This is a genomic window from Paenibacillus glycanilyticus (genome assembly GCF_051200795.1).
In the GTDB taxonomy this organism is placed as follows: Bacteria; Bacillota; Bacilli; order Paenibacillales; family Paenibacillaceae; genus Pristimantibacillus; species Pristimantibacillus glycanilyticus.
Map to the genome: position 1 here is coordinate 2,585,648 of NZ_CP195155.1, position 22,536 is coordinate 2,608,183.

A 22,536-nucleotide genomic window follows, 5' to 3' on the forward strand; every position below is an offset into this window, starting at 1 on the left:
AATGAGTTTGGTGACAGAACAGGTAACGATGCAAGGAGCTTTAAACAAGCTGATGAGCAGCACCGATCTGACGCGTGAAGAAGCCCGGTCGGTAATGGATATTATTATGAGCGGCAACGCTACTCCTTCGCAAATTGCGGGCGTAGCGACTGCCTTGCGTATGAAGGGTGAGACGAAGGACGAGATTACGGGGTTTGCGGAAGTGATGCGCCAGCATTCCAGCCATGTCCAGACGAAGCAGGAAGGCTTGCTTGATACTTGCGGAACCGGCGGTTCCGGTATTCATAAATTCAATATTTCCACGGCTTCCGCAATTATCGCTTCAGCGGCCGGCATTCGCGTGGCGAAGCACGGCAACCGGGCGATGTCCGGCAAAGCAGGCAGCGCGGATGTACTCGAAGCACTTGGCGTGAACATTACTCTGACTCCGGAGCAAGCATCCGAATGCTTGAATCAGATTGGCATCTGCTTCATGTTCGCTCAGCTGTATCATCCGTCTCTCCGCCATGCGGCTGCGCCGCGCCGCGAGCTTGGCGTCCGCACGATCTTTAATATGCTGGGTCCATTAACGAATCCGGCTGGCGCCGATCGTCAGCTGATCGGTTTGTACGACCGTACCAAAACGTCCACGATCGCAGCCGTATTAAATGAGCTTGGCGTGAAGCGGGCGATGGTTGTCAGCAGCGTAGACGGATTGGATGAGATCAGCATTTCGGCGCCAACCCAAATTTCCGAGCTGCGAAACGGCGAAGTGGTTACTTATGAACTGACTCCGGAAGAGCTGGGGCTCTCCCGCTATCCGATTTCCGAAGTAATCGGCGGAGATCCGGAGACGAATGCGGCGTTGATCCGTGCGATTTTCAACGGCGAACAACGCGGCGCGTACCGCGATATCGTGCTCGCTAACGCGGGAGCTTGCATTTATGTAGGCGGCTATGCGGATTCACTCCGCGAAGGCGTTGCGCTGGCAGCCAAAATGATTGATACCGGCATGGCAAATCAGCAATTGCAAAAGCTTATTCAGACGACAGGAGAGTTGACTCATGTTTCTTGATAAAATCGTAGTAACGAAGCGGGAAGAGGTTGCTCATCTCGCTTCGGGCTTCCAGTTATCCGAGTATGAACGCCAAATCGCATCGCTTCCCGAATGCCGCGGCTTCGAACGCGCCCTAACGGCCGGCCGCAAACGGGATGTAGGCCTGATCGCGGAAGTGAAGAAGGCATCCCCATCCAAAGGCCTTATCCGTCCTGATTTTCATCCTGTTGAACTTGCGGCGGCTTATGAGCGCGCAGGCGCGGACTGTATATCGGTGCTGACGGACCGCGATTATTTCCAAGGCTCCAATGAATACTTATCCCTGATCAAGAAGACGGTTAGCAATCCGCTTCTCCGCAAAGATTTTATTATCGATTACCGTCAGGTATACGAGGCTCGTGTTATTGGAGCGGATGCGGTACTATTAATAGCAGCCATTCTCACATCTTCCGAGCTGTCGGAGCTGTATGACACGGCAAAATCGCTTGGCATGGACGTTCTCGTTGAAGTTCATGACCGCGAGGAGCTGGAGCGGGTTCTGGAGCTTGATAAAGCAACCCTGATTGGCGTTAATAACCGTGACCTGAAATCCTTCGTAACCGATCTCCGTACGACTGAAGCACTTATTGATCTCATGCCAAAAGGAGTTACGGTTATAAGCGAAAGCGGGATTGCGGGTCGAAACGATATGGATTATCTACAATCCGTCGGCGCGCAAGGCGTCCTGATCGGCGAACATTTCATGCGCCAGCCGGATGCCGGACAGGCTGTTATCGACCTGATGGGTCCGGTGACGCGGGCATGACGGCATCGCCAAGAATCAAGATTTGCGGATTGAGGGATTCCGCTACCATCGCGGAGATGAACGGGCTTCCTTTTCATGAGATCGGCTTCGTGTTTGCGCCAAGCAAACGCCAGGTCGATGCGGAAACCGCTGCAGCTCTAATTCAGACAGCCAGGCTGCTTCAGGCAGCTGACGGTGTAGCGCCTCAAACGGTAGGCGTCTTCGTTAATCCCGGCATGGAGGAGCTGACAGCGATTGTTGCGAAAGCGCCTCTGGACGTCGTGCAGCTGCATGGGCAGGAGACGCCGGAGTTTTGCCGCCTGGTTAAGAACCGCTTGGATAAGAAGATATGGAAAGTATTCTCTATCGGAAAAGACGGCGCTGATGCACACGATCGCGTGTCCGCCTATGAGGGTGCCGTAGACGCCATACTGATCGATACAGCCGGCGGCGGTACGGGTCAAACTTTTGACTGGCAGCTCATAACGGACTATCAGAATGCGGCAGCAGCCATCGGTGTTCCTTTGTACGTGGCGGGAGGACTTCATCCCGGCAATGTGGAAGAACTTCTGGCAGGCCATCCGGTTGACGGTATTGACGTATCGAGCGGTGTTGAGACGGACGGCCGTAAAGACATCGAGAAGATTAGACTATTCGTTGGAAAGGTGATAGAACGATGAACCAAGTACCAGACGAAAACGGGCGCTTCGGCAAATTCGGCGGCCGGTATGTACCGGAGACGCTGATGAACGCTTTGCTGGAGCTCGAAGAGGCTTATAAGCATTATTCGCAGGACGAATCTTTCAAGCAAGAGGTTCATGATCTTCTGCACAAATATTCGGGACGCCCTACGCCGCTTTATTATGCGGAACGGTTAAGCCAGCATCTTGGCGGCGCAAAGATTTACCTGAAGCGCGAAGATTTGAACCATACCGGCGCCCACAAAATCAATAATACGATCGGGCAGGCCGTGCTTGCCAAGCGCATGGGCAAAACAAAAATCATTGCCGAAACCGGCGCAGGCCAGCACGGCGTCGCATCGGCAACCGTTGCCGCTTTGCTTGGACTGGAATGCAAAGTATTCATGGGCGAAGAAGACATGAAACGCCAGCAGCTGAACGTATTCCGCATGCAGCTGCTTGGAGCGGAGGTTGTTCCCGTTATGTCGGGCACCCGTACGCTCAAGGATGCCTGCAACGAGACGCTCCGCTACTGGGTCAGCCATGTAGACGATACGTTCTACATTCTGGGATCGGCAACGGGGCCGCATCCTTACCCGATGATGGTCCGCGACTTCCAGCGTATTATCGGGGATGAATCCCGCAAGCAGATCGTCGAAGCGGAAGAGCGCCTTCCGGACTATGTGGTTGCGGCGGTTGGCGGCGGCAGCAATGCCATCGGTATTTTCTATCCGTTTATTAAAGATGAATCCGTCCGTCTTGTTGGGGTTGAAGCAGCGGGACGCGGTATTGATACGGAAGAGCACGCAGCGACGATGACTATGGGCAGCCACGGCGTATTCCAAGGCTCGATGAGCTACTTGCTGCAGGATAAATACGGCCAGGTTCAGCCTGCGCATTCCATCTCGGCGGGGCTTGACTATCCGGGCATCGGACCGGAACATGCGTATTTGAAGGATTCCGGCCGCGCGGAATACTTCCCGATTACCGATGCGGAAGCACTTGACGCTCTTCAACTGCTGTCGCGCACGGAAGGAATTATTCCGGCATTGGAATCCGCCCATGCGATTGCGCAGACGATTAAGCTGGCTCCAACCCTTGATAAAGACAAAATTGTCGTTGTCAGCTTGTCCGGACGCGGCGATAAAGACGTGGAAGCAATCATGGGTTATCTGGGAGGTACAGAGGCATGAATTTGATTGATGCTGCTTTTGCCAAATTAAAGCAAGAAGGAAAGACGGCGCTTATTCCGTTTCTGACGATTGGGGATCCGGATATCCCTACATCAATCGCTATTATTAAAGAGCTTGAAGCAGCGGGCGCGGATCTCGTGGAGCTTGGTGTCCCTTATTCCGATCCGCTTGCAGACGGTCCCGTTATTCAAAGGGCATCCGAACGCGCGCTTAAGAATCGCATTTCGATTTTGGATTGCATCGAGACGGCTGCGCAAGCCCGCGAAGCCGGCGTCAAGCTGCCCTTTATTTTGTTTACTTATTTCAATCCAGTGCTGCAATTCGGCCTGGAGAACTTTATGAATCTTGTCGTGGAGAAGGGGATCAGCGGGCTTATCATCCCGGATCTTCCGATTGAAGAGGATGAGGAAGTGCGTACGCTGGCCGAAGCGAAAGGCGTTCACCTTATTCCGCTGGTGGCTCCAACCTCGAAGGATCGCGTTGTCCGTATTTCCAAGAAAGCGCGCGGCTTTGTCTACTGTGTTTCCTCCCTGGGCGTAACGGGAGTCCGTGCCGAATTCCACAGCGGCATTGACGATTTCCTTGCAACGGTTCGAGAAGCAACGGACCTGCCGATTGCCGTGGGCTTTGGAATTTCCAGCCGCGAGCAGGTGGAGCGCTTCGAGAAAACCTGCGACGGCGTAGTCGTAGGCAGCGCGATTGTGCGCAAAATCGAAGAAACGCTTCCTCTATTAAGCGATTCTTCGAAGCGGGAAGAGGGATTGGCCGAAATCCGCAGCTTTGTTGCCGGATTGAAGGGCTGATGCGAAAGGACAGAGCTTGCCGGCTCTGTCCTTTTTTATTTCAAGCATTTGCGCTGTCTGTAAAATGAATGGCAAAGCCTATTCGCCTAGTGAGCTCCAATTCCTATTTTACAAGACGACCCTTTAAAACCTTTACAAGATGTGAGACAATAGAAAACATGCGGTTAGCCAATATGGCCAATATGACAAAGAGGTGAATGGCGATGCAGCCAAAAAGCAATATCGTGCATCTCCCTGTTTATCAGCCGGGAAAACCGGTTGAAGACGTTAAGAGAGAGCTTGGATTAGACGAGGTTATCAAGCTTGCTTCCAACGAGAATCCGTTCGGTTACTCGGAACAGGCGAAAGCAGCTATCATAAATGAATTAGGTCAAATTTCAACCTATCCGGACGGTGCAAGCTTTGAGCTTACGGCAGCTGTAGCGGCAAGATACGGAGTAGAGTCCAATCAGATTATTTTTGGCACGGGCTCGAGCGACATTATCCTTATGCTGGCGAGAACCTATCTTGCTCCGGGCGACGAGACGGTTATGGCCGACGAAACATTCTCCCAGTACAAACATAACGCGGAGATCGAAAATGCCCGCATTATTGAAGTGCCATTAAAGGACGGCAAACATGATCTTCCGGCGATGCTGGCCAAGATTACGGACCGTACGAAGCTGGTATGGGTATGCAATCCGAATAACCCGACCGGCACGATCGTCACGGAAGATGAACTTACCGCTTTCCTCGATCAGGTTCCTAAGGATGTTCTGGTCGTATTGGATGAAGCGTATTGCGAATTCGTGGAAGAGCCCGGTTTCCCGGACGGCATTAAGCTGCTGAAGAAATACCGGAACTTGATCGTGCTTCGCACCTTCTCGAAAATTTACGGTCTGGCCTCGCTGCGTATCGGTTACGGAATCGGCCACGCGGATATCATCCAATATATGAACCAAATCAGAGAGCCGTTTAATACGACCCGCCTCGGACAAGTAGCGGCAAAAGCCTCTCTTGCCGACGATGATTTTATTGCGTTCTGCCGCAAGCAGAACCGCGAGGGAATCGAATACATGTCCAGTCAATTCGACCGTCTTGGCTTAAGCTACTTCCCGGCGTACGGCAACTTCGTTATGGTTGATACGAAGCTCCCTTCTGCTGACGTTTTCCAATCGCTCCTTCGTAAAGGGGTTATTGTTAGATCGCGCTGGACGTACTATCCGACCCACATCCGCGTCTCAGTTGGCACTCCGGAGCAAAACGAAAAGTTCATCGCGGCTCTTGAGCTAGTTCTGCAGGAAGCGGCGGTGCGCGGATAGCCTTATGACGAAGATCGCGATATTTGGGGTAGGATTGATTGGCGGTTCATTGGCGCTTTGCTTCAAAGGCAAGCCGGAGCTTACCGTTGTAGGTTACTCGAACCGTCAGTCCTCCGTTGAAAAATATATGAGGCGGGGAGTTGTCGATTACGCGACAACTTCCTTGCGCGAAGCTGCCGAGGGCGCCGACTTTATTTTTCTATGCGTGCCGGTAGGCAAGCTTGAAGAATACGTAACGGAGCTCGGCAAGCTAAATTTGAAGCCAGGCTGCATCGTAACGGATGTAGGCAGCACGAAAGCTTCGGTGGCCGAATGCGGCAGAAGACTGGAGCAGAATGGCGTGTCGTTTATCGGCGGCCATCCAATGGCCGGTTCCGAACGCTCCGGCGTGGAAGCAGCCTCAACGAATCTGTTCGAGAACGCGTTCTATGTACTAACACCGGAAGAGACTACACCGCCGGAAGCTTTGGAACGGCTGAAAAACCTTCTGGTTCATACAAGAGCGCATCTTGTCAGCGTTGATGCCAATTCGCATGACGAGATTGTAGGGGCAATCAGCCATCTGCCGCATATGATCGCGGTAGCGCTCGTTAATCAGGTCCGCGGCTACAATGAGAATAACGGCTTGTACGAATTGCTGGCTGCCGGAGGCTTCCGGGACATTACGAGAATCGCGGCAAGCGATCCGATCGTCTGGCGCGATATTCTGATTAATAACCGCGAAGTTCTGCTGAAGCTTCTGAAGGACTGGAATTCGGAAGTGGAGAAGTTTGCGGTGATGCTCGAAGCTTTGAACGGCGATGCGATTGAGGAAGCCTTCCAGACAGCCGGAGAGTTCCGCAGCAAGCTGCCCGAGCGCCGGAAAGGCATGATTCATTCTTTATACGATTGTTATGTGGATGTACCCGATCATCCCGGCATTATCGGCAATATTGCCAGCGAGCTGGGCAGTGCCCGGATTAACCTTAGCAACATCAATATTATCGAGAGCAGGGAAGATGTTCCCGGCGTGCTTCGTTTATCGTTCCGGACTCAGGAAGATTTGGATCAAGCGATGGAGCTGCTCGGCAAAACCGGATATACCGTTCGTCAATAAAACCTCGAAAGAGGTTTTTTTGTTTGTTGGCGGATGAGAAATTTTATGGACAAAAAAGTTTAAGCGTTTTCAAAAAAACCGTTGACATTGTGGAAGCGTATACATATAATAAAAGTACAGTATGGTTTCTCTCCACTCCTATCCAAAACTATAGCGTTCAATATGAATGCTGACCACTCTTCGGAGTGGTTTTTTTTTGTTCTTTTTTGTGGACATGCCGTTTGCTCCAATTCCGACAAAATCCTGCACGCTGGAAATTAGAGTTTATTTATTTTTTGAGACTAATGCAAAGAGGTATGTTACAATATCGAAGGACAGTGGGTATTGTTAAAATATGGATTAAAATCCTTTTTGTCGAAACAAGAAGGATTTTGGCTCTTGCGACTCGAATTACATACATCGTATTTATTGATATTTTTTATGATAATGACCGCAACTTTTCGCTTCCGGTTCGGTATAAGGATACATAATCGAACTGGGAAGAAGAATTCGCAGGTGAGGAGGTTCGCCTGTCATGACTGATTCCCAATTAATACGTGAGATTAAGGACGGTAACATCGAGCTCTATTCGGAGCTGATGCGCCGTTACCAACGCAAGATATTAGCATTTATCTATCATATGTTGAAGAGTGCCAAGCTGGAGCTGCTCGCTGAGGATTTGTGCTCGGAAACGTTTTATAAAGCATACCGCAGCCTCCATTCCTTCCGTGAAGTGGATGCCTCTTTTTCGACGTGGCTGTATACGATTGCACGAAATACCGTGCTTAGCGAACTGCGCAAGCAAAAGTCTGCCAACGTTCCTCTCGATGAGTCGAATATGATGCCTGCCGCTCCCCCGGATCAGGTGCCAGAACAGCATGTTCTGCGCAACGAACGGATGGCGATGGTCCGAGAAGCAATCAACAATTTACCTGAAAAACAACGCTCGGCACTCATTCTGCGGGAATATGACCAGTTGGACTATCAGGAGATCGCCAATATCCTGGGCCAAACGGTAAGTTCCGTAAAATCGTTGTTATTCCGGGCACGAGCCAGCGTAAAGTCGCAGCTTGAGCCTTACTTTGGCGAGACGCCGATGATGGAAGAATACGAAGGGATGAACACACGATGAAATGCGATGACGTACAAGACAGGTTCGATGTCTTCGGATGCTTATCAGAAGAAGATGCCGAACGTGAAGCGATGGAAGCTCATTTGCTCGACTGCGAGCATTGCGCGGAACAATACCGTCTGTGGGAAGAAAGCGAAGAATTGATCCTTCAGCTTTCGGAAGAGGAAGAAGTTGTTACCGCCCAGATGGAGCATGTCAATCGCAGCGTTATGGATCGCATTTATGCTGAACAATCGTGGTTAATGCCGGTTTCTCAGAAAAGCTATTATTTTTCGCCTGCTTTCAGGCGTAACCTTGCTATTGTGCTGTCCGCTTGTTTAGCCATATTCGCGTGTTCGCTTATTTTTTTCATCAAAGGCAACGAACACGGCACGCCGGAAGAAAAGATGGCTCAACTAACCGGATTAATGGATACGGCTAATGCGTCCGGCAGCGATTTTGTCATTAGCGCAGAATTTGAAGTTCCCGTCGCAAGCGTTAGCGATCCGTTCGTTCTGCAGGTCGTCCCAACCTACCCGCAATATTGGGTAGCTCTTTCGCTTCTTGGAGTTGTGATGACGTTGTTAATCTTGAACTGGTTGTCTAGAACGCGAAGCTAATGCACAAGCTTAACTAAGGTGTTGTATAGATATTCAACCTCTAACCGTGACCGTTTATTTCGGCGCCGCGATAGAGGTTTTCTCATTTATATTCGGAAAGGCAGGAGTCGCAATTGATCATTGGCATGGTACGACACGGCAATACCGATTGGAATGCTTTAGGGAAGATTCAAGGCCAGACCGATATTCCGTTAAATGAGCTTGGAAAAAAGCAGGCGAATGCGCTAGCCTCGCGATTGAGCCAAGATGAGAAGCTGTGGGATGCGGTAATATCGAGCGATCTCCAGCGCGCTCGCCAGACGGCTGCCGTTATTGCGGATAAGCTGGATATTCCGCTGCTGGACAGCGATCCTCGGTTGCGCGAACGCAATTTCGGCGAAGTCGAGGGACTGACCCTGCCCGAGAGAGTGGAACGTTGGGGCGAGAACTGGCGTGAAGTTGCGCAAGGATTGGAAACGGACGAGGAGGTTCGTGCCCGGGGATTGGCATTCCTGGAGGAGTGGCAGAAGCAGCGGCCGGAAGGCAGGCTGCTCGTGGTATCCCATGGCGGGTTCCTGGCGCAGATGTTTGATACGCTTTGCGTCGACCTTGAGAAGCAGCATCTGGGCAATCTTTCTTATTCGATTCTCCAGTTTAAGGATGAACAATGGGCTCCGCTTCTATATAATTGTACTCGTCACCTAGAGGAGGCGAATTCGAGAATTTGACGTAATAGGTCACTCTCGGGAATGTATCTCTTTCCGGCCGCTGTTGTCATTCTGAATATGGATTAGATTTTATAAGGTGTATTCAGAAGTGACAAAGGCGAACGCTTAAAAGCTTTCTGAAAGAAAGCTGCTTCGGAAGCATACACGCTCCTCCAAGAGATACATTCGCCGCTCGCTCCTCGTCAATTTATTTTTTACAACAATTCAGGCTGCCGTTTATGTGGCAGCCTCTTATAAAGAACAGCAAGGGCTGCCGTTTACATGGCAGCCCTATTTGCTGTTCTCGCTTTTGGATTTTAAAGGCTTTTTTGTGTAGAAAACGAGCAAGCGGAAGCGGAGCAAGCAAATGTTCATTGAGAAGCGCAGCGTTCGCTTTTGATAGCCGGATTCCCCACCATACAACTTCGAATCGAAGGGAATCCGGTATCAACGGCGATCGAAAGAACATTGGCTTGCGCAGCGTGCATCACGCGCATCAAGCGAATTTAGGCACTCAATGTGAAGCTTTTTCACACAACTAGTTTTAAAATTCAAAATTCTTCCCATAATGGTACTAATTATTGCTAGCGAATCAAATAAGCTCGCGATCGAGACACAAACGGCGGGCAGTTGCGGAAAGGAGAGATACCATGAATTTGTCGGATATGTTGGGCTATGCGGATATTCAGCAGTTGAGCCGGATCGCCTCCGTGTATCAATGTGAGTGCAATGGCCACTCAAAAAATGATTTGATTCAGTCTATTCTCTCAACCGTCAGCCGGAAAGATGTATTTGAGGCGCAGATCAGCAGTATGAAACTGGACGAAATGCGGTTCTTGAACTCCCTGTTATTCGAATCGAGAGATTCCTTCAGCCTGGAAGAGCTGATTGCAAGGGTTCAGCAAAGCAAGTTTGGCGAGCTAGAGCCCCCAGCGGAAGAACCGCCGCAGAAGAAAACGAAACGCACGAAGAAGAAGCAAGCCGAGGCCGAAGCGCCCAAAGAATCCGGACCACGCGAGATGATCTCCAGGTTCAAGCATCAAGGATGGCTCTTTAACGGAGTAACAGGAACCAATCGTTATATGTTCCAGGTACCGCAGGATCTGAGAGTGAGATTCCGCGAGACGCTTCGCAAGAAGTTTACGGCAGAGCTGCATTATACGGATGAGCCGCATATGTACCGGGACGAACAAATGCTCGTGCAGGAAGACGTTTATCAGCTGCTTCATTATATTTATCACAATGAGGTTCAGTTGTCGGCGGACGGCTCGATGTATAAACGGTTCAGCGGACAGATTTTGGAAAAGCTGGCCATCTCGGAAGAACTGCCGGGTAAGGGCGAGTGGCGATTCGGGTACGGCAGACATTTTCACCATTATCCGAACCGGATGTCTCTCCTGTTTGACTATTGCAGCTATATGAAGTACTTCGTGGAAGATGGTCTGTTATTGGTCTTATCGCCGAGCGGCGAAGAGCGGTTGTGCAGCAAGCCGGCCAATGAAATGGAGCAGATTTACAAGTTCTGGCTGAAACTGTACAAAGGGGCAATTCCCAACATTCATGCGCTCGTGCATTGGATAAACAGTTTGTCGGAGCAATGGGTTACGGCTGCTTCACTCCGCAAAGTGCTTATCCCTTTCGTCAAACCGTTCTATTACGATTCAGCCGACAGGGTGCTGGATGTACGGTTAATGGGAATGATGGTTCATCTGGGAATGCTTCGGATCGGCGAGCATCAGGAGCATGGAACGGTTGTGCGGATGACCAAATTGGGAAGGGCCCTTGTCGCGGGAGTAAATCTCGAAGATCAGGATGGGATGTTTCTCTATTAGTTTTTCTATGAAACCAACTAGGCGATGGCATATTAATTGGAATGGGGGCAATCGTACTTATCGGCGCGCAGAATGGTGAATATGCTTAAAGTAGGAGCCGGTTCGATTGTGACTGAGAATGACGAGTTGACCTATACTCTTTCACTTGAATCACCGCGTGACGATAGTCGAAGACGATAGGATCTCTTTAACGCCGGTTTGGAGGTGTATCCTATGGACAAAATGAAAGTTGCTTATGAAGCAATGCTAGGATTAGCAGCGGAGATGGTATTAGATGAAGCCGTTCACAAGTTTCGCTCGGATCGAATCTACAAAGAGATCGATCAAGCGTTGGCCGTTGGAGACGAGGATACGTTCTACCGTTTAGCCGCTCAATTAAATCAATTAAAGAGCTAATTTGCGCGAATAGAAACTTCCGCCCTATGATGGAGGACTTAAGGCTCCGTTATAGCAGCGGGAGTTTTTTTGTTGTTTGGATTGGCAAAATCCCCCTTTATGGGTAACATAGAGATTACGGACGATTCTCAACAGGAAAGGGAGCAGGAAATGAAATTTAGCGATATTGCCGAGCAACAATGGGACGAGCTTAAGCCTTATCTCGACACATGCTTGCTGCCGGTCACCGGAATGACGGGATTGGAGCAGCCGTTTGAAGCAACGCTTGCACTTGAGCAGTTAAGGGAAATAATGGATCTCATAGAAATTCCTTTTAAAGGAAGAATAGTAACCTATCCGGCGATGCATTACATGAATGAAGATTCCGCAGGGGCACTCGTTTCGAAAACTTGCCGATCTTTAAAGGAAACCGGATTCCGGTTTGTCATTGTTATCTCCGCTAAGAATCAGGACGGACTGGAATGCCCGGATGCCGATCTTGTGATCTGCCCGGACGGGGACGGAGAAGCGCCAACCGCCGCAAATGTGTCGAAAGCCGTGCAGGCTTTGTGGAACCGCGGCGACTCCTAAACGACAATAAAGCGCTGTCATCTTCAAAACCGGGGTATTTTTGAATAAAAAAAATGGGTTTTGGGGAAACAAAAGTTAAGGCAAGGTTAAATGTGACAAATTGCCAACAAATTTGTGAATGGCATTTTATAGGTAAATAAATCGCGAGCCATATTCTTGACGCTCCCAAGCGCCTAGGCTATTATAGTTTATGTCCTAGTTCGTCAAGCGTTTTGCCGTGTGGCTGAACGCGAGAAATGGTTGGCAAAGGGGGTTAGAACAGAAGATGAGTAACCACGAACATCAAGAAACCGCGCATCGTCCGGTTCAACGCAAAGAGATGTCCCGGCGTCAATTTTTGTCGTATACACTCGGCGGTACGACTGCATTTATGGTTGGTGGCGCGGTTTTGCCTATGGTCCGTTTTGCGGTTGATCCTCTCTTGGCAAAAAAAGCCGAGGGAACATGGGTTAAAGTAGTTGAAGAGAGCAAAATAACAACTGAGCCTCAAGAATTCAAGTTCCAAATTCATCAGGTCGATGGCTGGTATGTAAGCGATCCCGAACTTTCTGCCTGGATTACGAAGGACGCAAATAATCAGATTTTTGCGCTTTCTCCGGTATGTAAGCACCTCGGTTGTACGATCGGTTGGAATACGCTTGGCCATCACGAGTATGATTGTCCTTGCCACGGTGCACGTTATACCGTTGACGGGAAAAACCTTGCAGTTGCCCCACATCCATTAGATGAATATGAAGTGAAAGTTGAAAACGGTTTTGTGTACGTAGGTCCGATCAAAGCGAACTCTCGTGTATAGGAGGCTAATAGCAGATGTTTAAATCGATGTATAACTGGATTGACGAACGTCTTGATATTACGCCGCTTTGGCGGGATGTAGCGGACCATGAAGTACCGGAGCACGTTAACCCTGCTCACCACTTCTCGGCATTCGTTTACTGCTTCGGCGGTTTGACGTTCTTTATCACCGTAATTCAAATTTTGTCCGGCATGTTCCTTACCATGTACTATGTACCGGACATTATCAATGCTTATGCAAGCGTTGACTACTTGAACCATAAGGTTGCATTTGGCGGCATTGTTCGCGGCATGCATCACTTTGGCGCAAGTTTGGTTATCGTAATGATGTTTTTACATACCTTGCGTGTATTCTTCACGGGTTCCTACAAAGCGCCTCGTGAAATGAACTGGGTCGTAGGGATGCTGATCTTCTTCATTATGTTAGGCCTTGGCTTCACGGGTTACCTGTTGCCTTGGGATAACAAAGCTTACTTCGCAACGAAGGTAGGCGTACAGATCGCAGAATCCGTGCCGTATATCGGTCCTTACATCGGTCAGTTCCTGTACGGCGGCGACATTGTAGGCGCGCAAACGCTAACACGCTTCTTCGCAATTCACGTATTCTTCCTGCCTGGCGCTCTGATTGCAATGCTTGCAGCGCACTTCCTGATGATTCGGAAGCAAGGCATTTCGGGACCACTTTAAGCGAAGGGAGGATTTATTATGGCGCACGGTCATAAATCGAACGAGAAGGTCGTATATGTTGGCGACTCGCGGGTGAAGAAAAGCAATCATCCAAACATTCCGCCAGATTATACGTCCTACCCCGGTAAATCGGAAGCGTTCATACCGAACTTCCTGCTTAAGGAATGGATGGTGGGCTGCGTAGTCCTGGTTGGTTTCCTGACTTGGACCATTGCGGAAGGTGCACCGCTAGGTTATCCGGCGGACCCTACGAACGCATCCTTTATTCCGATGCCGGACTGGTACTTCCTGTTCCTGTATCAGTTTTTGAAATATCCATGGGTTTCTGGCGACTACATCGTACTTGGTACGATGGGGGTTCCAGCTGTTATGTTTGGCGGCTTGCTGCTTGCTCCGTTCCTGGACACAGGTAAAGAGCGTCGGTTCTACCGCCGTCCAATCGCTTCATCGCTCATGTTCTTGTCCTTGATTGCCTGTGTGTACTTGACGGTTATCTCGTGGAGTCACTACACGCACGAGATGGAAGCTACGAACTCGATTCCGGAGCATAAGGTCCGCGAAGAGAAAGCCCGCGAAGCACATGAGAAAGGTCAGGAAGCTCCAAGCGCATCGAAACCGGCTAAAACGGTTGCATTGGTTGACGCGAATGACCCGGCAATGGACATTGTCAAGAAAGCGCAATGCGTTGCCTGCCATGCTAACGATCTGAAGGGCAATCCGCCGCAAGTACCGGCTTTGACAGGCGTAGGCGACAGGTTGTCGAAGGAAGAATTGGTTGAGACCGTAACTAATGGCCGCGCTGGTGGTAAAATGCCAGCATTCAAAGATACGTTGTCCGCCGAAGAGATTGACCAATTAACAACTTGGCTTGCGAAGCAAAAAGCGCCGGCTGAATAATAGCACCGTTTAAAAACCTGATCGTATTTATGCGGTCAGGTTTTTTCAAATCTAATCGAAACAGGAGGCGTATATTTCTATGGGCGTACCGATATCTTGGTTCTGGAGCCGATCTTTTTTATTAAGTCGCCTCTTTTTATGGGTCATGTTTATCTTTAATTTCCTAGGCACCGTGTACGGTTACATCTGGTACGGCAATCAGATTGAAGATACGGTAAGCAATCATCCGTTATGGCAGGTTGTATTTGTCCCGGATAGTCCAACCGCAAGCTTGTTCTTTACGCTAACCTTGCTGTATTGGCTGTTTCCGCCTCAAGGCAACTCCCGCTTTGTCAACGGAGCGCGAATGATTATTGAAGGTCTCGCTGTCGTTACTTCTATTAAATATGGCATCTGGGCGGTTTCTATGATCGTTGCGGGAAGCATGCAGGGGGATCCGCTTCAATGGGAGCATTGGATGCTGATGGTCTCACATACGGCAATGGCCGTGGAAGTGCTGTTATATGCCCGATTTATGAGAGCTGGCGTAGGGGCAGCCGTAATTGGTGCGTTATGGCTTTTGCTGAATGACACCGTAGACTATACGTATGATGTGTTTCCGTGGCTTTCGGACAGGCTTATGGATGATTTGACGGCTGTCAAATGGTTTACATACAGCTTAACGATCTTCAGCTTTATTGTCGGCGCGCTTGCATTAAGGGCAAGAAAAGAGACATAAGTTTGGACATCCCTTCATAAAGTGGTCATAGCAATTCTTTATGAGGGGGATGACCATGAAGATACGAATTGTACTGCCTTTATTCTTATGTATCGTCATGACCGTCTGTTCGGTTACGGCTGCCAAAGCCTTTCCCGCGGACCTGCTTCGGACAGGCAATGCAAACGAATCCAGGAATGAGCTGCTTCGCTTAGACGAGACGGCCGCAGCTTTATACGAAGCTGCTTACATGAACAATCGCCAAGCCGGCTATAAATATGTCCAGCAGCTGGATAAGCTTGTGAACAAGAGCGATATCAGACAGGCGGGACAAGCTGCCGGATGGAAGCTGATGGAGGAGAGCATCAATTCGATTACCTACACGCTTAAAAGCGGGAAGGTAACTTCCGATTGGCTGACGGCAGCGGCACGCATTCATCTCACGACGGATGCATTGCTGCGTCCGGATCACGCTTTATGGCTGCAGTATGAGAAAGTGATGCTGGAGGATTTGGAGAGAGTGAACCGTTCCTGGAATAGGCAGACGGATGACGGGGCGATAGCAGCGAGAGCTGCGATGAATAGCTTTAATCAACATTTATCGCGAATAGAAGCCGCTGCTTCCATGCAGCGGCCAACGGAACGGATTAACGAATTGCGTGATCGGATGCATTATACGAACGTCCTGCTTGAAGCGGGGATGAAAGGGCAGACCAAGCAGGACTGGACGGACAATTCGATTTCGGATCTTGAGTTTTCGGTAAACCGGCTATTCGATAACGGTCATTCGCAGGACGAAGAACCGGTTGTGGCACCGGTTGGGGAAGCACATCCCATTAGTTGGATTTTGCTTCTCGGCGCCATTATTATGGCCGTTCTTACCTACACGGGCTGGAGAAAGTACAAGCAGCAGCCCTATGGCGTAAAGCCATTGTCCTAAGCTTTATTCTTCTTTGAATCCTTCGCCAAGCACATCGTGAACTTCGCTAATAACGGTAAACGCTTTGGGGTCGATACGGCGTATGATGTTCTTAAGACGGCGCATTTCTTGCCGCTGAACAACGCAGTAGACGACCTCTTTTGATTGTCCGGAAAAAGCGCCCCTTGCCGGCATTAAAGTTACTCCTCGGTCCAGCTCGGAAGTGATTTCGGCAGCCATCTCCCTGCCTTGGTCGGTAATAATGGAGAAGGACTTGGCTGAGTAAGCGCCATCCTGGATGAAATCAATCAGTCTGGACGCGACAAACACCGTGACTAACGTGTACAACACTTTTTCGATCGGTATGTACAATAAGGAAATCCCGATAATGACGGCATCCGAAATTAATATGAATTGCCCCATGCTAAAGGCTTTGCGCCTTGATGCAATCCTCGCGATAATGTCTACGCCGCCGGTAGTTCCGCCTGCACGGAATACAATGCCTAATCCGCCTCCCAGGGTAACGCCCGCATAAAGAGCGGCAAGAAGATAATCATGGGAGTTATGGAAGGTGACAATCCAGCCTTTGTCGATCATCCATTCCATAAGGGCGAGGAAGCCGGATAAGGACACGACACCAATCAATGTATAGGCCATCTCGCCAAGGCCTAATTTCCTCCAGCCAATCAAGAAAAGCGGTATGTTCAAAATCAGCGTGGAAAGAGACAATGGAACCTCGGCAGCATAATTAAGCAATACGCCTATGCCGGTTACGCCGCCTTCCATCAGCTGATTCGGAATTACGAAATAATGAAGACCAAAAGCATAGATGGCTGTACCGACCAAGATAGGCAGTACGGTTTGAAGCTGAAGCATGAATTTCCGGGACATAAAATAAACTCCTTTTAAGTTCTTGAACAGGTTATTTATGTATTATAGCTTAACAGACGGTTCAAAAAACATTGTTTTCATTGCTTCTTTACGTTAACATAGGTGATATTAGCGTTATACATAAGGAAGAAAGGGTCATTCACACATGGCAGAGAAATCTTTAGCCGATATCCAACGTGAGGTGGATGCTTACATCGGTCAATTCAAGGAAGGCTACTTCAGCCCGCTAGCGCTTATGGCGCGAATGAGCGAAGAGGTTGGCGAGCTCGCTAGGGAAGTGAATCACTATTACGGCGAGAAACCAAAAAAGCCGAATGAAGAAGTAAACTCCGTTGAGATGGAGCTTGGCGATATTTTGTTTATTTTGTCCTGTTTTGCGAATTCGCTCAACATTGATTTGACGGAAGCGCATAACAAAGTCATGAATAAATTCAATACCCGGGACGCTAACCGCTGGACGAGAAAAAACGGCGAACAGTAGAACGCACCTTTACATATGCTGTACCATCAACCTGTGTACAAGGAGGATGGGCAGATGGACGGGGAAAGCTGCGTGAAGAAGGCGTATGAGTTTATTCTTAACAGTGATTTTGAACAAGCGATTTATTGGTTCGAGCAAGCGATAGCGGCAGAACCTCTAAATGCGAGCTATCAACATATATGCGCGGTTTCATGCGCCAGAAGCGGGAAATGGACCAAGGCGCATCAATATGCGAAGCAAGCAGTAGAGCTTGACGGAAATCATCCCGAATATCAATACCATTTACAAACGATTGAATCGAGACTACTCGTGGCTGCGGCGGAGCACAAGCTTGCGGAAGAGCCATCGCAGTATACGGATGCAATACCTTTGCTGCAGCAAGCTGCAGATCTGGATCCGCTTAGCTTCGAGGCGTTTTATTTGCTTGCGTTATCCTACTCGGAGATGGGGCGGTTGGAGGATTCCGTCATAAACGCCAGGGAAGCAATCAGATTAGATCCCGGTCATTCCGCGGCGCGCCGCTTATTCGCTGATGTGAATCGGAAGCGCAGAATGCTGCGCAAACGGGTGATGGGCAAACAACAACAGAAGGAATAGGTGATCTTGGTGGCAATTAAGGTAGCAGTAATCGGAGCAAGCGGCCGAATGGGCCGTGAAGTTGTGAAAATGGTGCTGGAGGACGAGGCGCTCGAGCTCGTTGCTGCCGTCGCTCCTTCAGCAGGTCCTGTGGACGCGGGCGTATTTGCTGGCAAAGCGAATACGGGAGTTACCGTTAGCGCAACCATTGAGGAAGCTTTAAGCAGCGCAAAGGCAGATGTTATGGTTGATTTCACCGTGCCGGCGCTTGCTTATCAGCATACCAAGGTCGCGATTGAGCACGGCGTTCGTCCCATCATGGGCACAACCGGTTTTACGCCGGAACAGATCGAAGAGCTGGACAAGCTTTGCCAGGAAAAAGGAATTGGCGGGCTTATTGCTCCAAACTTCTCGATTGGCGCCATTCTGATGATGAAATTCGCTGCGGAAGCATCCAAATATATGCCGCATGTTGAAATTATCGAATATCACGGCGATCAAAAGCTGGATGCCCCGTCGGGCACTTCAATCAAAACCGCCGAATTGATCTCTCAGGTTCGCCAGGAGCTTCGTCAAGGCAACCCTAAAGAGGAAGAAGTCATTGAAGGCGCGCGTGGCGGTTATTATAACGGCTTCCGTATACATAGCGTTAGACTTCCAGGCGTATTTGCGCAGCAAGAAGTTGTGTTTGGCGGTTATGGCCAAACGTTGAAGATCCGTCATGATTCCTATGACCGTGCCGGTTACATGCCCGGCGTTAACGTAGCGGTCAAGAAAGTGATGGACTACAGCGGTTTGGTTTATGGTTTTGAACATTTGATGGACTAATCTATATACAGCCTAGAAAGAGTGGGGATTATAGGATGTTGAAAATTTCCTTTATCGCGCATGACCGTAAAAAAGAAGAAATGGTTAACTTTGTAACCGCCTATGAGAGTGTCTTTGCGCCGCATGAATTATATTCTACCGGTACAACGGGCAGCCGTATTATGGAGAAAACAAATCTTCAGATCCAACGGTTTATGTCCGGTCCGCTTGGAGGAGACCAACAGATTGGCGCTATGGTTGCCCAAAACGAGATGGATCTCATTATTTTCCTCCGGGATCCGCTCATGGCACAGCCTCACGAGCCGGACATTATCGCTTTGCTCCGTCTTTGCGACGTACAAGGCATTCCGGTTGCAACAAACGTGGCTACTGCGGAACTGCTTGTCCGAGCGCTTGCGCGCGGCGATTTCGCATGGCGCGAGCTTGTACACAAATATAAGCCGGGTGTGGATGCACCATGAGCGAACCGTTAGATATTCTCGTCTTTGGCGCGCATGCGGATGATGCGGAGATCGGGATGGGCGGTACGATCGCGAAGTATACGGCTGCCGGGAAACGGGTAGGAATCTGTGATTTAACCGAAGCGGAAATGTCTTCAAACGGCACCGTGGAGCTAAGGAAGCAGGAAGCTTCCGCAGCTTCCTCGGTGCTTGGTTTATATACCCGTACCAATCTAGGATTGCCGGACCGCGGTCTCGAAATCAACAAGCCGCACATTGATGCGATTGTCGCGGAAATTCGCCGTTCCCGTCCGCGCATCGTATTCGCTCCGTATTGGGTGGACCGTCATCCGGATCACATCGCCTGCAGCAAGCTGGTTGAAGAGGCCGTATTTAATGCAAAGCTTCGCCGGTATATGCCGGAGCTGCCGGCCGTGCAGGTGGAACAATTCATCTATTATTATATAAACGATGTCGATAACGTCTCGCTTATGGTTGACGTATCGGACTTTTACGACCAAAAGAGACAATCTTTGATGGCGTACCAATCTCAATTCCAAACGGCTGCCCCCGGCGAAGACCGAGTGGCGACTCCTTTAACGGATCGTTATATCGAACGGGTTGAAGCCCGGGATAGTCTGCTTGGTCAGACTCGAGGCTGGAAATATGCGGAGGGCTTTGCCATCAAACGCCCGCATGCCATTGAGTGGTTTTAACAAAGATAAAAAAATCTCATAATCAAAATGATGTCGAATATATAAAATATCAGCATGTTACACGAGAGGGTGGACTTACGATATGGCACGTAAATTAAAAATCGGAATCACGTGTTATCCAACCCTGGGCGGTTCCGGCGTAGTGGCTACGGAGCTAGGCAAGTTGATGGCCGAACGCGGCCATGAAATTCATTTTATTACCCATAGCATACCGTTCCGTCTCGGGAAATTTCATAAAAACATCTTTTTCCATGAAGTTGAAGTTAACGATTATTACGTATTCCGTTATCCGCCGTATGATTTATCGCTAGCAAGCAAGATGGCCCAGGTAGCCAAAATGGAGAAGCTGGATCTTCTTCACGTGCATTACGCGGTTCCTCATGCCGTATGCGCGCATCTGGCCAAACAAATGATTGGCGACGGCTTCAAAACCGTTACGACGCTGCATGGCACGGACATTACCGTGCTTGCTCAGGATGAATCGCTGAAGGATTTGATTCGTCTGGCCATTAACGAAAGCGATGCCGTGACGGCCGTATCGCAGGACCTCATTAACGAAACAAGACAGCTCCTGGATATTACGCGCCCGATTGATCTGACGTACAATTTCGTAGATAAACGCGTTTATTATCCGCGCGACGCGGTATCTCTGCGGGCCGATTACGCGCAGCCTCATGAAAAAATACTTATGCATATCTCGAACTTCCGTCCGGTGAAGCGTGTTAGCGACGTTGTGGATGTTTTTGAACGCGTATCCTCGCAAATTCCAGCTAAGCTGCTGCTTGTTGGCGAAGGTCCGGAATTGTCCAAAATCCAATGCAAGATCCGTCAAATGGGTCTGGAAGACCGTGTCCATTTCCTTGGCAAGCAAGAGGACGTCGCGCAGGTTATTTCGATGGCTGACCTATTGCTCCTGCCTTCCGAGAAAGAGAGCTTTGGCCTTGTTGCGCTTGAAGCGATGGCCTGCGGAGTTCCAACCATTGGTTCAACTGCCGGGGGGATCCCTGAGCTTGTGACGCATGGCGAGACCGGTTATTTGTGCCCAATCGGCGATGTTGAAGGAATGGCTTCTTATGCCACTCAATTGCTCAAGGACGAGAAGCTTCATCAGTCGTTTAAGGAAGCTTGCTTGTTCCGAGCGCGCAACGAGTTCTGTAATGATGTGATCACCACGCAGTATGAACAAATCTATTATCGGGTTCTTGGAATGGAAGCCGATTTGCCGATGCCGGTATGCGAGGCCTAATACAGGAAGGAAGTGCCTAAGTCCATGGAAGTACGCTTCGCTTTGCCAAACCTCATGCTCCAGGCATTACCTGTGCTTGAAGCGCTTGTGCAGCAGGGCTTTGAAGCGTTTTTTGTCGGAGGCTGCGTGAGAGATACCGCAATGGGATTGCCGATTAAGGATGTAGATATTGCAACTTCGGCCAGACCCGAGCAGGTGATGTCGATTTTTCCGCGCTGCATTCCGACGGGGCTTCAGCACGGAACGGTAACGGTATTGCATGATGGTGAATCTTACGAAGTGACGACCTTCCGTACGGAATCGGAATACGAGAAGCATCGCCGCCCATTGCAGGTCGAATTCATCGACCGCCTGGACGGCGATTTGCTGCGCCGTGATTTAACCATTAATGCAATGGCAATGAATGCGGCCGGAGAATTATACGATCCTTTTCGCGGATTGGATGATCTCAATAAAAGAATGATTCGCTGCGTGGGCGACGCCGACGCCAGGTTTCAGGAGGATGCTCTGAGAATGCTGCGAACGGTCAGGTTTGCCTCGCAGTTTGAGTTCGCGATTGCGCACTCTACCTGGAGAGCGCTTATCAAGCATCGGGAGCTGCTTCGGCATATTGCCATGGAGCGGGTTCAAGCGGAATTAGACCGCATGATAGGCGGAGCTCATCCCGGCCGGGCATTGCATCTTCTCGCAGCTTGTAAATTGCTTGACTATACGGGTACCGTCCTGCCTGCAGCACACAAGCTTGCACAAGGCCATACCCTTTATCGCGGTCTAGACAAACTCGCTGACCCGGATACCCGTTACGCCGCGCTCCTAATGGCGGAAGGGATCACGCTCCCCGACGCGGAAGAAACATTAAAGGCGCTTCGTCTACCTACGCAGAAGATGAACGCCATATTGTCCGTTTTGTCCATTCAAACCGCCATGAAACAGTGGAACGGTAAGTCTGATTTGCGGCTTGTCTGGACAAGCCTGATCCTTCAATACGGGGAAGCGTCTCGCAGATGGCTCTCGATCGCAGCGTGGGATCGCAAGCATAATCTGCATGACCAGACAGAGCTACTGGATAAATGGCTGAACGGAATGCCCGCCATGACGTTAAAGCAGCTGAAGCTCAATGGCAAACAGCTTGCGGAAGGACTGCAGAGAGTACCTGGAACTTGGACAGGACAGCTGCTTAAGCAACTCCTGCTTGAGGTTGCGCTGGACAAGCTGCCAAACGAGAAGGAATTATTACTTAAGCAAGCCCAAATATGGAATGCCGAGGACCGATAAC

At 49.8% G+C, this 22,536-nt stretch carries 26 protein-coding genes; 25 read left to right on the forward strand and 1 reads right to left on the reverse strand.

The genetic code is table 11. The annotated features are described in order from the left end of the window. The first annotated feature begins 1 nt into the window (after window position 1). The 18 genes from trpD to ACR9FF_RS11975 all read left to right on the forward strand — a co-directional run bounded on the left by trpD (window position 2) and on the right by ACR9FF_RS11975 (window position 16,103). Window positions 2-1,054 (forward strand): anthranilate phosphoribosyltransferase, encoded by a 1,053-nt coding sequence (gene trpD / locus ACR9FF_RS11890; protein WP_248756347.1) that lies wholly within the window; start codon window positions 2-4, stop codon window positions 1,052-1,054. After that, window positions 1,044-1,841, forward strand: a complete 798-nt coding sequence (gene trpC / locus ACR9FF_RS11895; RefSeq protein WP_435171214.1) for an indole-3-glycerol phosphate synthase TrpC — start codon at window positions 1,044-1,046, stop codon at window positions 1,839-1,841. Before trpD ends, trpC begins: the two co-directional genes overlap by 11 nt. Then, a complete protein-coding gene (locus tag ACR9FF_RS11900) occupies window positions 1,838-2,500 on the forward strand; it encodes a phosphoribosylanthranilate isomerase (protein ID WP_435171216.1) in 663 nt (220 codons plus the stop codon). Before trpC ends, ACR9FF_RS11900 begins: the two co-directional genes overlap by 4 nt. Beyond that, window positions 2,497-3,693 (forward strand): tryptophan synthase subunit beta, encoded by a 1,197-nt coding sequence (gene trpB, locus ACR9FF_RS11905; RefSeq protein ID WP_435171219.1) that lies wholly within the window; start codon window positions 2,497-2,499, stop codon window positions 3,691-3,693. The genes ACR9FF_RS11900 and trpB overlap by 4 nt, the downstream gene beginning before the upstream one ends. Continuing rightward, window positions 3,690-4,496, forward strand: coding sequence for a tryptophan synthase subunit alpha (gene trpA / locus ACR9FF_RS11910; RefSeq protein ID WP_435171221.1), 807 nt, complete (start codon window positions 3,690-3,692; stop codon window positions 4,494-4,496). The genes trpB and trpA overlap by 4 nt, the downstream gene beginning before the upstream one ends. Before the next feature lie 203 nt (window positions 4,497-4,699). Then, a complete protein-coding gene (gene hisC, locus ACR9FF_RS11915) occupies window positions 4,700-5,797 on the forward strand; it encodes a histidinol-phosphate transaminase (protein ID WP_435171223.1) in 1,098 nt (365 codons plus the stop codon). Between the two features lie 4 nt (window positions 5,798-5,801). Then, window positions 5,802-6,893, forward strand: coding sequence for a prephenate dehydrogenase (locus tag ACR9FF_RS11920; RefSeq protein WP_435171225.1), 1,092 nt, complete (start codon window positions 5,802-5,804; stop codon window positions 6,891-6,893). 514 nt (window positions 6,894-7,407) lie between these two features. Next, complete coding sequence (locus ACR9FF_RS11925) at window positions 7,408-8,004, forward strand: RNA polymerase sigma factor (protein WP_127494133.1); 597 nt, start codon at window positions 7,408-7,410, stop codon at window positions 8,002-8,004. Further along, window positions 8,001-8,603, forward strand: coding sequence for an anti-sigma factor (locus ACR9FF_RS11930; protein WP_127494131.1), 603 nt, complete (start codon window positions 8,001-8,003; stop codon window positions 8,601-8,603). Before ACR9FF_RS11925 ends, ACR9FF_RS11930 begins: the two co-directional genes overlap by 4 nt. A gap of 113 nt (window positions 8,604-8,716) precedes the next feature. After that, window positions 8,717-9,310 carry a histidine phosphatase family protein gene (locus ACR9FF_RS11935; RefSeq protein ID WP_435171228.1) on the forward strand — a complete coding sequence of 198 codons (594 nt, stop codon included), beginning with the start codon at window positions 8,717-8,719 and terminating at the stop codon, window positions 9,308-9,310. A gap of 629 nt (window positions 9,311-9,939) precedes the next feature. Then, entirely contained in the window at window positions 9,940-11,121 is a 1,182-nt protein-coding gene (locus ACR9FF_RS11940; protein ID WP_435171230.1) for a hypothetical protein, read from the forward strand. 213 nt (window positions 11,122-11,334) lie between these two features. Then, window positions 11,335-11,517 (forward strand): IDEAL domain-containing protein, encoded by a 183-nt coding sequence (locus tag ACR9FF_RS11945; protein WP_201003528.1) that lies wholly within the window; start codon window positions 11,335-11,337, stop codon window positions 11,515-11,517. Window positions 11,518-11,667: 150 nt separating this feature from the next. Further along, window positions 11,668-12,087 (forward strand): DUF2487 family protein, encoded by a 420-nt coding sequence (locus tag ACR9FF_RS11950; RefSeq protein ID WP_435171232.1) that lies wholly within the window; start codon window positions 11,668-11,670, stop codon window positions 12,085-12,087. 265 nt (window positions 12,088-12,352) lie between these two features. After that, window positions 12,353-12,883, forward strand: coding sequence for a ubiquinol-cytochrome c reductase iron-sulfur subunit (locus tag ACR9FF_RS11955; protein ID WP_127494121.1), 531 nt, complete (start codon window positions 12,353-12,355; stop codon window positions 12,881-12,883). Window positions 12,884-12,897: 14 nt separating this feature from the next. Next, the gene (gene qcrB, locus ACR9FF_RS11960; protein WP_127494112.1) at window positions 12,898-13,569 is read left to right on the forward strand and encodes a menaquinol-cytochrome c reductase cytochrome b subunit; all 672 of its coding nucleotides are present in this window, start codon (window positions 12,898-12,900) and stop codon (window positions 13,567-13,569) included. A gap of 18 nt (window positions 13,570-13,587) precedes the next feature. Beyond that, the gene (locus ACR9FF_RS11965) at window positions 13,588-14,466 is read left to right on the forward strand and encodes a c-type cytochrome (protein WP_435171236.1); all 879 of its coding nucleotides are present in this window, start codon (window positions 13,588-13,590) and stop codon (window positions 14,464-14,466) included. A gap of 79 nt (window positions 14,467-14,545) precedes the next feature. Beyond that, window positions 14,546-15,184 carry a DUF1405 domain-containing protein gene (locus ACR9FF_RS11970; RefSeq protein WP_435171238.1) on the forward strand — a complete coding sequence of 213 codons (639 nt, stop codon included), beginning with the start codon at window positions 14,546-14,548 and terminating at the stop codon, window positions 15,182-15,184. Window positions 15,185-15,365: 181 nt separating this feature from the next. Beyond that, a complete protein-coding gene (locus ACR9FF_RS11975; protein WP_373312727.1) occupies window positions 15,366-16,103 on the forward strand; it encodes a sporulation protein YpjB in 738 nt (245 codons plus the stop codon). Window positions 16,104-16,106: 3 nt separating this feature from the next. On the opposite strand, the gene ACR9FF_RS11980 is transcribed toward ACR9FF_RS11975, so the two are convergent. After that, window positions 16,107-16,973 (reverse strand): YitT family protein, encoded by an 867-nt coding sequence (locus ACR9FF_RS11980; RefSeq protein ID WP_127494104.1) that lies wholly within the window; start codon window positions 16,971-16,973, stop codon window positions 16,107-16,109. 145 nt (window positions 16,974-17,118) lie between these two features. Here ACR9FF_RS11980 and ACR9FF_RS11985 point away from each other — a divergent pair, with 145 nt between their 5' ends. The 7 genes from ACR9FF_RS11985 (at window position 17,119) to ACR9FF_RS12015 (ending at window position 22,535) form a co-directional block, all read left to right on the forward strand. Then, a complete protein-coding gene (locus tag ACR9FF_RS11985) occupies window positions 17,119-17,454 on the forward strand; it encodes a nucleotide pyrophosphohydrolase (protein WP_435171240.1) in 336 nt (111 codons plus the stop codon). 54 nt (window positions 17,455-17,508) lie between these two features. Beyond that, entirely contained in the window at window positions 17,509-18,051 is a 543-nt protein-coding gene (locus ACR9FF_RS11990; protein WP_164775435.1) for a tetratricopeptide repeat protein, read from the forward strand. A gap of 48 nt (window positions 18,052-18,099) precedes the next feature. Further along, complete coding sequence (dapB, locus tag ACR9FF_RS11995; protein ID WP_373312726.1) at window positions 18,100-18,858, forward strand: 4-hydroxy-tetrahydrodipicolinate reductase; 759 nt, start codon at window positions 18,100-18,102, stop codon at window positions 18,856-18,858. A 35-nt stretch (window positions 18,859-18,893) separates the two neighbouring features. Then, window positions 18,894-19,319 (forward strand): methylglyoxal synthase, encoded by a 426-nt coding sequence (mgsA, locus tag ACR9FF_RS12000; protein ID WP_127494098.1) that lies wholly within the window; start codon window positions 18,894-18,896, stop codon window positions 19,317-19,319. Next, on the forward strand, window positions 19,316-20,014 hold the full coding sequence (gene bshB1 / locus ACR9FF_RS12005) for a bacillithiol biosynthesis deacetylase BshB1 (RefSeq protein ID WP_248756358.1): 699 nt from the start codon (window positions 19,316-19,318) through the stop codon (window positions 20,012-20,014). Before mgsA ends, bshB1 begins: the two co-directional genes overlap by 4 nt. 82 nt (window positions 20,015-20,096) lie before the next feature. Continuing rightward, window positions 20,097-21,260, forward strand: a complete 1,164-nt coding sequence (gene bshA / locus ACR9FF_RS12010; protein WP_127494094.1) for an N-acetyl-alpha-D-glucosaminyl L-malate synthase BshA — start codon at window positions 20,097-20,099, stop codon at window positions 21,258-21,260. A gap of 24 nt (window positions 21,261-21,284) precedes the next feature. Continuing rightward, complete coding sequence (locus ACR9FF_RS12015) at window positions 21,285-22,535, forward strand: CCA tRNA nucleotidyltransferase (RefSeq protein WP_435171246.1); 1,251 nt, start codon at window positions 21,285-21,287, stop codon at window positions 22,533-22,535. Window position 22,536: the final 1 nt, after the last annotated feature.

Excerpts from the sequence above, each read along its gene's own strand:
- dapB (WP_373312726.1), top strand. The coding sequence starts at position 18,100 with ATGGGCCGTGAAGTTGTGAAAATGGTGCTGGAGGACGAGGCGCTCGAG.
- ACR9FF_RS11940 (WP_435171230.1), top strand. The coding sequence starts at position 9,940 with ATGAATTTGTCGGATATGTTGGGCTATGCGGATATTCAGCAGTTGAGC.
- trpB (WP_435171219.1), top strand. The coding sequence starts at position 2,497 with ATGAACCAAGTACCAGACGAAAACGGGCGCTTCGGCAAATTCGGCGGC.
- ACR9FF_RS12015 (WP_435171246.1), top strand. The coding sequence starts at position 21,285 with ATGGAAGTACGCTTCGCTTTGCCAAACCTCATGCTCCAGGCATTACCT.
- ACR9FF_RS11930 (WP_127494131.1), top strand. The coding sequence starts at position 8,001 with ATGAAATGCGATGACGTACAAGACAGGTTCGATGTCTTCGGATGCTTA.
- qcrB (WP_127494112.1), top strand. The coding sequence starts at position 12,898 with ATGTTTAAATCGATGTATAACTGGATTGACGAACGTCTTGATATTACG.
- ACR9FF_RS11920 (WP_435171225.1), top strand. The coding sequence starts at position 5,802 with ATGACGAAGATCGCGATATTTGGGGTAGGATTGATTGGCGGTTCATTG.
- ACR9FF_RS11955 (WP_127494121.1), top strand. The coding sequence starts at position 12,353 with ATGAGTAACCACGAACATCAAGAAACCGCGCATCGTCCGGTTCAACGC.
- ACR9FF_RS11900 (WP_435171216.1), top strand. The coding sequence starts at position 1,838 with ATGACGGCATCGCCAAGAATCAAGATTTGCGGATTGAGGGATTCCGCT.
- ACR9FF_RS11980 (WP_127494104.1), bottom strand. The coding sequence starts at position 16,973 with ATGTCCCGGAAATTCATGCTTCAGCTTCAAACCGTACTGCCTATCTTG.
- ACR9FF_RS11970 (WP_435171238.1), top strand. The coding sequence starts at position 14,546 with ATGGGCGTACCGATATCTTGGTTCTGGAGCCGATCTTTTTTATTAAGT.
- ACR9FF_RS11950 (WP_435171232.1), top strand. The coding sequence starts at position 11,668 with ATGAAATTTAGCGATATTGCCGAGCAACAATGGGACGAGCTTAAGCCT.
- ACR9FF_RS11965 (WP_435171236.1), top strand. The coding sequence starts at position 13,588 with ATGGCGCACGGTCATAAATCGAACGAGAAGGTCGTATATGTTGGCGAC.
- ACR9FF_RS11945 (WP_201003528.1), top strand. The coding sequence starts at position 11,335 with ATGGACAAAATGAAAGTTGCTTATGAAGCAATGCTAGGATTAGCAGCG.
- ACR9FF_RS11990 (WP_164775435.1), top strand. The coding sequence starts at position 17,509 with ATGGACGGGGAAAGCTGCGTGAAGAAGGCGTATGAGTTTATTCTTAAC.
- mgsA (WP_127494098.1), top strand. The coding sequence starts at position 18,894 with ATGTTGAAAATTTCCTTTATCGCGCATGACCGTAAAAAAGAAGAAATG.
- ACR9FF_RS11925 (WP_127494133.1), top strand. The coding sequence starts at position 7,408 with ATGACTGATTCCCAATTAATACGTGAGATTAAGGACGGTAACATCGAG.
- trpC (WP_435171214.1), top strand. The coding sequence starts at position 1,044 with ATGTTTCTTGATAAAATCGTAGTAACGAAGCGGGAAGAGGTTGCTCAT.
- bshA (WP_127494094.1), top strand. The coding sequence starts at position 20,097 with ATGGCACGTAAATTAAAAATCGGAATCACGTGTTATCCAACCCTGGGC.
- ACR9FF_RS11985 (WP_435171240.1), top strand. The coding sequence starts at position 17,119 with ATGGCAGAGAAATCTTTAGCCGATATCCAACGTGAGGTGGATGCTTAC.
- trpD (WP_248756347.1), top strand. The coding sequence starts at position 2 with ATGAGTTTGGTGACAGAACAGGTAACGATGCAAGGAGCTTTAAACAAG.
- hisC (WP_435171223.1), top strand. The coding sequence starts at position 4,700 with ATGCAGCCAAAAAGCAATATCGTGCATCTCCCTGTTTATCAGCCGGGA.
- bshB1 (WP_248756358.1), top strand. The coding sequence starts at position 19,316 with ATGAGCGAACCGTTAGATATTCTCGTCTTTGGCGCGCATGCGGATGAT.
- trpA (WP_435171221.1), top strand. The coding sequence starts at position 3,690 with ATGAATTTGATTGATGCTGCTTTTGCCAAATTAAAGCAAGAAGGAAAG.